Genomic DNA, 8,891 nt, shown 5'->3' with positions numbered 1-8,891 from the left:
TACCGTTTCCGGTAGTTATCCCAGTCTTGAGGGCAGGTTGCCTACGTGTTACTCACCCGTCCGCCGCTAAGCATCTGAGGTGCAAGCACCTCATCAGCTCCGCTCGACTTGCATGTATTAGGCACGCCGCCAGCGTTCGTCCTGAGCCAGGATCAAACTCTCCAATAAGGATCGGAAGGAGGCTCATACCCGAAGGTGATGAGGTGTTCCATCCGAAGTTTGACTTGCTCATTAGAAAAACTGACGAGAATTAAAATTCTCATTATGATCTCGCTTGACGCAAGATCGGTTTAACTCACTCGTTGTTCAGTTTTCAAAGATCAACTTCCTCAGTGTCGCTAGCGAAACTCGTTCGCATCAGCAACTCTTATAATATATCACATTCTCTCGAAGTTAGCAAGCTTTTTTTGAAATTAATTTTTCGATCAATTTTTCAAAGCTTGTTTATCTCTATCGATTGAATGCCGTCCGTTTCTCTCGGCCGGAAATATAATATAACATATCCCGGCCGTAAGAATCAACCCTTTTATACATTTAAATAACTTGTAAAATATCCCACTTTAAATCCGTTCGATTCAATTGAATCACGATACTGATACAATATAAGTTTCTAAATATACCTTATGCCTTTTTGGGCCACAGCGTGTAACTGAAACTAATAACAAAATCAATCCCCAAAATTGCGGCCCAGCGCAGTACCATGAGGCCAAGCTCTTTAGTCCGGTCCTGATCGCCGACGACCACAATCATCACGCCGAGCAGCACCGATCCAATGACCCATGCCAGGAGATGCCGGTACCAGCCTTGCCGCTCCATTCGGGCATGAGCCTCTCCATGCCGGGGTTTGGGGGCGGGCTTCTGGCCTCCCGCAAACTTGTGGGCGAATCTCTCGTCCGCCCATTTGATCATCCGGTGCCCGTAAGCCACCGTCACACCGATATACACGGCGGCCAGCGCATGCATGAATTCAGCCTTCGCCCCGTTTCTAAGGTCGATCACGGTTGCCAGAATGAGAAGCAGATCCACAATAGGCGTGCAGACCAACAGCACGGCTCCCGCCTTTTTCCACCCTAAAATATATCTTGCGCTTAATCCGGCAAGCACAAAAATCCAAAAGGCAATTTCACAGCCAATAATCAGCGCTCCAATCATCCGGCTTCCTCTCCTCTTTTTTTATTTAAAACAATTGTACCAAAAACAATATAGCACATCTGTATTAAATAAAACAATACCGTGTTATAATAGATACATGCCAAAAATCGTTGATCATGATCTTCAAAAAGAAAAGGTGGCCGAAGCCTCCTGGAGAGTTATTCGCCAGCACGGGATGGAGCAAGCTTCCGTACGCAATATTGCGGAGGAGGCGGGCCTTTCCGTCGGATCGCTCCGCCATTATTTTGCGACTCAATCCGAACTGTACGCTTATTCCATGAAACTTGTCTCGGAAAGAGTAAACAATCGTGTAAAAAGCATGGTTTTTTCGGGGGAATTGCTTAAAGACATTCCGGTCCTTATACAGCAGATACTGCCGCTGAATGAGGATACGAAACAGGAAATGGAGGTGTGGTTTGCTTTTGTCGTTAAGTCGATGTCCGATTCTTCGCTTGAAGCCCTCCGCAACCAGGTTGACGACGATATGCGCCATATGTTTGTTACGATCGTTCGGGCATTAATCGAACATGGACTGGCAGTGCCTGGACTGAATCCTGAGATCGAAGCGGAACGGTTCTATGCCTTGATCGACGGCCTGGCCATTCATGCGGTCCTTCGGCCCGATTTTGTGACTGCTGAAAAAGTGAACGCCGTAGTAAGCAGCCACCTGCTTTCATTGTGTCGGTCCAGGGATCTATGATAGGGCAAGTTTTTTATAAAAAAAGGAACAGCTCTGCGCTTATAGCACAAGCTGTTCCTTTTTTTATAACATTAATCCACATCTGATATCGCAACAATTAAACGCGTGCCGAATGCGGTCAGGTTTTCTTTTGAAAAACGTAGATAGACGATTTACCTATTTCAACATCGCTTTAATCCTGCGTGCGGTTCCGCATATGCGGGAAGAGCAGCACGTCGCGGATCGACGGGGAGTCGGTCAGAAGCATGATCAGACGATCGACGCCGATACCGAGTCCGCCTGTTGGCGGCATCCCGTATTCCAGAGCACGAAGGAAATCCTCATCCATTTCATGCGCTTCGTCATTGCCATGCTCTCGTTCCTTCAGCTGAGCTTCGAAACGCTGGCGTTGATCAATCGGATCATTCAGCTCGGAGAATGCATTGGCATGCTCGCGTGCCACGATAAACAGCTCGAAACGGTCTGTAAAGCGAGGATCCTTCTCGTTTTTCTTGGCCAGCGGCGAAATTTCCACCGGATGTCCGGTAACGAACGTAGGCTGAATGAGCGTCTCTTCCACAAACTGCTCAAAGAAAGCATTCAAGATATGCCCGAAGGTCATGTGAGGCTCCACCGGAACCTTGTGCTCTTTGGCCAAGCGATGCGCTTCTTCATTGGACATCTGAACTCCGAAGTCGACGCCGGTCACTTCCTTAACCGCATCAACCATGGACACGCGCCGCCATTGCGGTGTCAGATCCACTTCCTGCCCCTGGTAGGTAATGACCTGAGTTCCCAATACTTCCTGGGCGATATGGGCAATAAGATTTTCGGTCAAAGCCATAATATCCTTATAATCGGCGTAAGCTTCATACAGCTCGATCATCGTGAATTCCGGATTGTGCCGGGTGGAGATCCCTTCGTTCCGGTATACGCGTCCGATTTCATATACCTTTTCCAGTCCGCCCACGATCAAACGCTTCAGATGAAGCTCAATCGCGATGCGCATGTACAGCTCCATGTCGAGCGCATTATGATGCGTGATAAAAGGTCGTGCAGCCGCACCGCCGGCAATCGCGTGCAGCGTTGGCGTTTCGACCTCCAGGTATCCGTTGGAATCGAGGTAACGACGCATGGACTGAATAATCCGGGAGCGTGTTAGAAACGTTTTTTGGACTTCCGGGTTGATGATGAGATCGACGTAACGCTGACGATAACGAAGCTCGACATCTTTCAGGCCATGGAATTTTTCCGGCAGCGGATAAAGCGACTTCGAGAGGACCTCAAGGCTTTTTTACTTTAACGGTCGTCTCGCCGGTTTTGGTTTTGAACAAGGTACCGGTCACGCCGATAATATCCCCCAAATCCAAAATGCTGAAAGCTTCGTATTTCTCGGCAGGAACGGAATCCTGACGAACATAGATCTGAATACGGCCGCTGAGGTCCTGAATATGGGCAAAAGATGCCTTCCCCATGCCGCGCTTCGCCATAATCCGGCCCGCAAGGTTTACCTCTACCTGCTTCTCTTCGAGTTCCTCTTTGGTCAGAGCGTCATACTTCTTCAAAAGGTCGCCGGCGTGGTCGGTTCTTTCATATTTGCCGCCGAACGGGTCAATTCCGAGCTTGCGCAGCTCGTCCAGTTTATTGCGTCTAATCTGCAGCAGCTCGCTTAATTCTTGTTCTTGTTCCTGATGATTCATTTCTTCCGTCATCGTCGATTCATCTCCTTCATTCTCGCTTCCCCGGATTCCCGGAAACCAAACTACTTTTCCCGAACAGGCCAAGCCTGTCCATATACAAATAGCGAAAGAAGCCCCCCGAAGGAAGCTTCCACGCCCAAGTCCAACTTACTTCTTAATATCTACGATTTTATATTGAATGACGCCGGCCGGAACGTTCACATCGACCACGGAGCCTTTGGCTTTACCGATAATCGCTTTGCCGACAGGGCTCTCATTGGAAATCTTATTGTTAAGCGGATCGGATTCGGCCGTTCCGACAATCGTGTATTCCATCGTATCGCCATACTCCAGATCCTCGACGATAACCGTATTGCCGACATTTACAACATCTGTATTAATATCGTCATTATTAATGATTCGCGCATTGCGAAGCATTTTCTCAAGCGTAATGATACGGCCTTCGATAAAGGCTTGTTCGTTTTTGGCGTCTTCATATTCCGAGTTCTCACTGATATCGCCATAGCCGATGGCAACTTTAATTCGTTCCGCGACTTCACGCCGTTTAACGGACTTCAGATTCTCAAGTTCGTCCTCCAGCTTCTTAAGACCATCTTGAGTAAGGATGACTTCTTTATCGCTCATCTTAACCGATTCTCCTGTCATGTAAATAATTTAAACCACCATACCACCATACTATATGCGAATCTTCGGGGAACAGAACTTCCCCTGATGCTTGCTGTATATCTAGGCGAATTTATACTGAAAAATTATATGGGAACCATTTCAAAAAGTCAATGAGCGCCCGGGGCATTTATGAAAACGCTATCGCGCCTCCAATTTGCCCCTAGACGCTCTAAGGGTTACATCGCTGTAGCAGCCTGCGGGTATGCACTCCCCGCACCAGTATCCCCGTACTCCAGATTGTTCACGAAATTGTTCAAGATATTAACCATTTCGTCACGCTTGGTTTCTTCCATAATGACGTCCTTGATGCGAGCCGAACCCTTGAGTCCTTTCAAATACCAGGATAGATGCTTCCTCATTTCACGGACGGCAACATCTTCTCCGCGAAGGGCAATCAGGCGGTCCATGTGAAGTATGGCGATCCGGATTTTCTCCTGGGGCGATGGATCCGGAAGCAACTCGCCCGTCTTGAGGTATTCGACCGTACGGTAAAGCATCCAAGGGTTGCCCAATGCTCCGCGTCCGATCATGACGCCGTCACAGCCGGTTTGATCCAGCATGCGGCGGGCATCCTCCGGCGTAACCACGTCTCCGTTGCCGATGACCGGAATGGAGACGGCCTCCTTAACCTGTCTTATAATGTCCCAGTCCGCATGGCCGGTATACAGCTGCTCCCGGGTACGTCCATGAACGCTGACGGCTTGGCCTCCGGCACGTTCTACCGCCATGGCATTCTCCACCGCATAGATATGATCGCTGTCCCAGCCGGTGCGCATTTTCACCGTCACCGGCTTGTCGACGGCATCCACGACAGCCGCCACCATCTCATATATTTTGTTGGAATCCAGCAGCCAGCGTGCACCGGCATCAATCTTAGTGACCTTTGGCGCCGGGCAGCCCATGTTAATGTCGATGATATCGGCATTGGTCTGCTGGTCAACAACCTTGGCAGCCTCGACCAACGATTCGCGGTCGCCCCCAAAAATCTGCAGACTCATCGGTTTCTCCCGTTCGTCAACAAACAGCATCTCCTGCGTGCGCTTGTTGCCGTGAACGATGGCTTTGCCGCTCACCATTTCCGCGCAAACCAGACCGGTCCCGAATTCCTTGGCGATCAAACGAAACGCCGGGTTGCACACCCCCGCCATCGGAGCGAGAACAACCTGGTTTTTCATCTCGATGTTCCCAATTTTAAGCATTACGTCATTTCGCTCCTTTTTCCTCTTTTATTAAAAATCTATTCTTGCATCTATTTAACGCGAGTCGCGATTGGTAAGCTCTTGTAAAGTAATGCCCAGTTCATCCGCAATTTTAACTAAAATTTGATCCTCGGCACGGCGGTTGCCCCGCTCGATCGCGCCCAGCACAGCCAAGGAAATGTTGATCCTCGAAGCAAGCTCCTGCTGAGTAAGGCCCTTTAACTTTCGGAAAGCGCGGATACGCTGCGCCAGCTGCAAGTTCTCCAAAGCTGTATTCCTTCCTTTCCGTCCAGTTTCTCAAGCGCTGTCTTAACCGTAGTATACAGACCGGAGGGCTCATGCTCGGAGACAATATCGGCGAGCGGCACGAGCACAAACGCCCTTTCCAGCATCCGGGGATGCGGAAGAATCAGGTCGGGAGCATTCAGCTTTTGGCCTTCCACCCACAACAGATCAAGATCAACCGTCCGGGGACCCCAGCGGATATGGCGCACCCGCCCAAGCCGTTTCTCAATCTTCTGCATTTCCGCTAACAACCCCTGCGGTTCAAGCGAGGTTGATACGGCGGCCGCCATGTTCAAGAACATCGGTTGGTCCACGTTGCCCACGGGATCCGTTTCATACAAATGGGAGCAGCGCAAAACGGCGATGTCAGGGTGCTGATCCAGAAGCTCCAGGGCCTCCATCAGCGTCGCTTCCCGGTCCCCCAAGTTGGCCCCTAAAGCAATATAAGCCTCTGATGGGTCAGAGGTGGTGTGTGCATTCATGATACGTCTCACTTTCTGGTCCGGTGCAGCTCTACGGTAACACCTTCAAAATGAATATCAAACGGTGGATGCGGTTTGGTTACCTTAACCGTTAAAGCATCGATACTAGTATAAGTGTCCAATACCTCGGATGCAATATGCTCCGCTAAAGCTTCAATCAGCTTAAAGGACTTGTTCCGCATGATCCCTTGCAGCAGCTCGTGCACTTCGGCATAATTTACCGTTTGGGTCAGATCATCCGAGCGTCCGGCTTGGCTCAGATCAAGTTCCAGCTCAAGATCGACGTAAAACCGTTGGCCAAGTTTTCGTTCTTCCTCAAATACCCCGTGATACCCGTAGTACTCCATGCCCCGCATTTTCATTTTGTCCATTCGTTCCGCCGCCTTCCTTCGATTGTTCTCTTCCTGTTTATACCCTGTTCAGCCATGGTGAAGCATAAAGCATGGCGTCGCTCATCCGCACCGTGCGTTTTATCTGCTTCACGTCATGAACGCGAACCAGCTGGCAGCCCTGCGCAATTCCATAGGCAACCGTGGCCGCCGTTCCTTCCACGACATCATCCACGGGCAGATCGAGGGCGGTCCGGATAAACTTTTTGCGGGAAGTCGCCAAAAGAACGGGATAACCCAGCGCCACCAGTTCATCAAGAGACATCATCACCTTCATATTCTCATCATAGTCTTTGGCAAAGCCGATGCCAGGGTCCAAAATAATTCGGTTCGCCTTAACGCCCGCACCGAGTGCAATATTTACGCTTTCCATCAGATCCGATTTTACGTCTTCAATCAGATTGCCGTAGTTTCGGTCTTTGCGGTTATGCATCAGAATAATCGGGCAATCCAGATCCGCTGCCGTTGCCGCCATATCCGGGTCCTCCTTGCATCCCCAAATATCGTTAATGATGTGGGCTCCCGCTTGGATCGCTTGTCGCGCCACTTCCGCTTTATACGTATCAATGGACAACGGAATATGCGGCGCCTCGCGATGAATGGCCTCGATCACGGGGATCACCCGTTCCAGCTCCTCCTCCGCGCTTATGCTCACATGCCCCGGCCGAGTCGATTCGCCCCCGATATCAATCAGGTCGGCACCCTCGGCAGCCAGCTGAAGGGCATGCTTGACCGCCCTTTCCGTGTCGTTATATCGCCCGCCATCCGAAAAGGAATCGGGGGTCACGTTCAAAATGCCCATGATTCGCGTGGCGTTCCCGAGTTTTAATTCGGTTTGGCCGCAGCGGTAACTTTGTTCGTAAACGGTTGTTTTCATCTATAACCCTGCTTTCTGTCGATAGGCTTTAAGTAAGGCTTTCGTTACCGGTCCGGCGAGGCCTTCCCCAACGATCCGGGACTCCTCTCCCGTTTTAAGCAGACGTGTCACCGGAACAAGCTCCTGCACGGAGCCCGTCGTAAAAATTTCATCCGCATGAACCAGGTCATCCCAATGATAACGTCCTTCCTGCGCGGCAAGCCCCAGCTCATCCGCAAGGTCAAGCACGACCGACCGAGTAATTCCAGGCAGGATGCCTGTCCCGGTATCAGGCGTAAATAAGGTGTCGTTCTTTACGAAAAATATGTTGCTCACGATGCCCTCCGCCAGCTCTCCGTTTCCGGTCAGCATCAAGCCCTCGGCCTGCAGCCTTACAGCATCGGGATAGCTCTGCAGCTCCCGCTTGGCCATGATATTGTTCATATAGTGCAGCGATTTCAGACGCCAAGGCGTCTCCGGCGTATTCCGGGGAATAGCCAGCAGCTGCAGTGCCTTTCCCTCCGTATACAGCGAGTCCGGCAATTGAGGCAGCGGTTTTACGTACACAAGCTCTCTGGGAGCCATATAGTCGCCCGAAGGAAGGCCAAGCGCCTCCTCGCCGGCCGTGACCGTAAACCGGATATACGCTTCTTTCAAGCCGCCCGCCGACAATATACGGGAAATCCAATCCTCGATATAACAGGGATCGGGCTGATAACGGATATCCAGCAGCCTGCAGCTTTCTTCAAGCCGTTCCAAATGACGTTCCAGCAAAAAAGGAACGCCCCCGTAGGTGCGGAACGTCTCAAACAAACCCATCCCATATAAAAGGCCGTGATCCATAACGGATACCACGGCCCCTGCCGTATCCACAACACGGCCATCGACTCCCATAAAACTCATGCCTTGGCTCCGGCCTTGCGTTTCAAAAAGTTGCGGAGCATCTGGTGCCCGTGGTCCGTAATGATCGATTCCGGGTGAAATTGTACCCCTTCGATGGGATGCTCCTTATGCCGCAGACCCATAATTTCGCCTTCTTCCGTCCAGGCCGTAACTTCGAGACACTCCGGAAGACTTTCTTTTTCTACGAGAAGGGAGTGATACCGTGTGGCCGTAAAAGGAACAGGCAGTCCTTCAAATACGGACGTACCGGCATGATGGATCGGCGATGTTTTGCCGTGCATCAGGCGCTCGGCACGGACAACCTTGCCGCCAAAGGCCTGTCCGATGGCCTGATGTCCAAGGCATACCCCAAAGATGGGGATGATGCCCTTGAACCGTTCAATCGTCTCCAGGCTGATCCCCGCTTCATTCGGCGTGCAAGGGCCCGGAGAAATCAAAATATGATCCGGGGCGAGCGCTTCAATGCCGGCGGCATCGATTTCATCATTCCGGAATACCTTCACTTCCTCGCCGAGTTCACCTAAATACTGGACCAGGTTATACGTAAACGAATCGTAGTTGTCGATCACGAGAATCATGT

Annotated in this window: 10 protein-coding genes, 1 rRNA gene and 1 pseudogene; 1 reads left to right on the top strand and 11 read right to left on the bottom strand. The window is 50.9% G+C overall.

Annotated features, from left to right (window positions below; genetic code table 11):
- Together XI25_RS02660 and XI25_RS02655 are read right to left on the bottom strand one after the other, a co-directional pair.
- Positions 1-168: ribosomal RNA gene (locus tag XI25_RS02660) — 16S ribosomal RNA — on the bottom strand; the annotation flags it as partial.
- 453 nt (positions 169-621) lie between these two features.
- Positions 622-1,152 carry a hypothetical protein gene (locus tag XI25_RS02655; protein ID WP_046677250.1) on the bottom strand — a complete coding sequence of 177 codons (531 nt, stop codon included), beginning with the start codon at positions 1,150-1,152 and terminating at the stop codon, positions 622-624.
- Positions 1,153-1,249: 97 nt separating this feature from the next.
- On the opposite strand from XI25_RS02655, the gene XI25_RS02650 reads away from it, so the two are divergent.
- Entirely contained in the window at positions 1,250-1,852 is a 603-nt protein-coding gene (locus XI25_RS02650) for a TetR/AcrR family transcriptional regulator (RefSeq protein ID WP_046677249.1), read from the top strand.
- Positions 1,853-2,024: 172 nt separating this feature from the next.
- Here the strand turns inward: XI25_RS02650 and lysS are convergent.
- The 9 genes and pseudogenes from lysS to pabA all read right to left on the bottom strand — a co-directional run bounded on the left by lysS (position 2,025) and on the right by pabA (position 8,889).
- Positions 2,025-3,543, bottom strand: a pseudogene (gene lysS, locus XI25_RS02645) (lysine--tRNA ligase).
- A 135-nt stretch (positions 3,544-3,678) separates the two neighbouring features.
- Positions 3,679-4,155 (bottom strand): transcription elongation factor GreA, encoded by a 477-nt coding sequence (greA, locus tag XI25_RS02640; protein WP_046677248.1) that lies wholly within the window; start codon positions 4,153-4,155, stop codon positions 3,679-3,681.
- 218 nt (positions 4,156-4,373) lie between these two features.
- The gene (gene dusB, locus XI25_RS02635; RefSeq protein WP_046677247.1) at positions 4,374-5,396 is read right to left on the bottom strand and encodes a tRNA dihydrouridine synthase DusB; all 1,023 of its coding nucleotides are present in this window, start codon (positions 5,394-5,396) and stop codon (positions 4,374-4,376) included.
- Between the two features lie 54 nt (positions 5,397-5,450).
- Positions 5,451-5,663: a helix-turn-helix domain-containing protein gene (locus XI25_RS02630; RefSeq protein ID WP_046677246.1), complete on the bottom strand. Its 213-nt coding sequence runs from the start codon at positions 5,661-5,663 to the stop codon at positions 5,451-5,453.
- Positions 5,615-6,163 carry a 2-amino-4-hydroxy-6-hydroxymethyldihydropteridine diphosphokinase gene (gene folK, locus XI25_RS02625; RefSeq protein WP_046677245.1) on the bottom strand — a complete coding sequence of 183 codons (549 nt, stop codon included), beginning with the start codon at positions 6,161-6,163 and terminating at the stop codon, positions 5,615-5,617. The genes XI25_RS02630 and folK overlap by 49 nt, the downstream gene beginning before the upstream one ends.
- An 8-nt stretch (positions 6,164-6,171) precedes the next feature.
- Positions 6,172-6,534 (bottom strand): dihydroneopterin aldolase, encoded by a 363-nt coding sequence (gene folB, locus XI25_RS02620; protein WP_046677244.1) that lies wholly within the window; start codon positions 6,532-6,534, stop codon positions 6,172-6,174.
- A 37-nt stretch (positions 6,535-6,571) separates the two neighbouring features.
- Entirely contained in the window at positions 6,572-7,429 is an 858-nt protein-coding gene (folP, locus tag XI25_RS02615) for a dihydropteroate synthase (protein ID WP_046677243.1), read from the bottom strand.
- Positions 7,430-8,311, bottom strand: a complete 882-nt coding sequence (locus XI25_RS02610) for an aminotransferase class IV (protein ID WP_046677242.1) — start codon at positions 8,309-8,311, stop codon at positions 7,430-7,432.
- On the bottom strand, positions 8,308-8,889 hold the full coding sequence (gene pabA, locus XI25_RS02605) for an aminodeoxychorismate/anthranilate synthase component II (protein WP_046677241.1): 582 nt from the start codon (positions 8,887-8,889) through the stop codon (positions 8,308-8,310). The genes XI25_RS02610 and pabA overlap by 4 nt, the downstream gene beginning before the upstream one ends.
- Positions 8,890-8,891: the final 2 nt, after the last annotated feature.

Origin of the sequence: Paenibacillus sp. DMB20 (assembly GCF_000987955.1) — a bacterium.
GTDB lineage: Bacteria > Bacillota > Bacilli > Paenibacillales > Paenibacillaceae > Paenibacillus_AQ.
This window is presented reverse-complemented; position numbering and strand designations above follow the sequence as displayed.

Bases quoted from the DNA above. Each gene is read 5' to 3' on its own strand.
- folK (WP_046677245.1), bottom strand. From the start codon at position 6,163: ATGAATGCACACACCACCTCTGACCCATCAGAGGCTTATATTGCTTTA.
- folB (WP_046677244.1), bottom strand. From the start codon at position 6,534: ATGGACAAAATGAAAATGCGGGGCATGGAGTACTACGGGTATCACGGG.
- greA (WP_046677248.1), bottom strand. From the start codon at position 4,155: ATGAGCGATAAAGAAGTCATCCTTACTCAAGATGGTCTTAAGAAGCTG.
- XI25_RS02655 (WP_046677250.1), bottom strand. From the start codon at position 1,152: ATGATTGGAGCGCTGATTATTGGCTGTGAAATTGCCTTTTGGATTTTT.
- XI25_RS02650 (WP_046677249.1), top strand. From the start codon at position 1,250: ATGCCAAAAATCGTTGATCATGATCTTCAAAAAGAAAAGGTGGCCGAA.
- XI25_RS02610 (WP_046677242.1), bottom strand. From the start codon at position 8,311: ATGAGTTTTATGGGAGTCGATGGCCGTGTTGTGGATACGGCAGGGGCC.
- pabA (WP_046677241.1), bottom strand. From the start codon at position 8,889: ATGATTCTCGTGATCGACAACTACGATTCGTTTACGTATAACCTGGTC.
- folP (WP_046677243.1), bottom strand. From the start codon at position 7,429: ATGAAAACAACCGTTTACGAACAAAGTTACCGCTGCGGCCAAACCGAA.
- dusB (WP_046677247.1), bottom strand. From the start codon at position 5,396: ATGCTTAAAATTGGGAACATCGAGATGAAAAACCAGGTTGTTCTCGCT.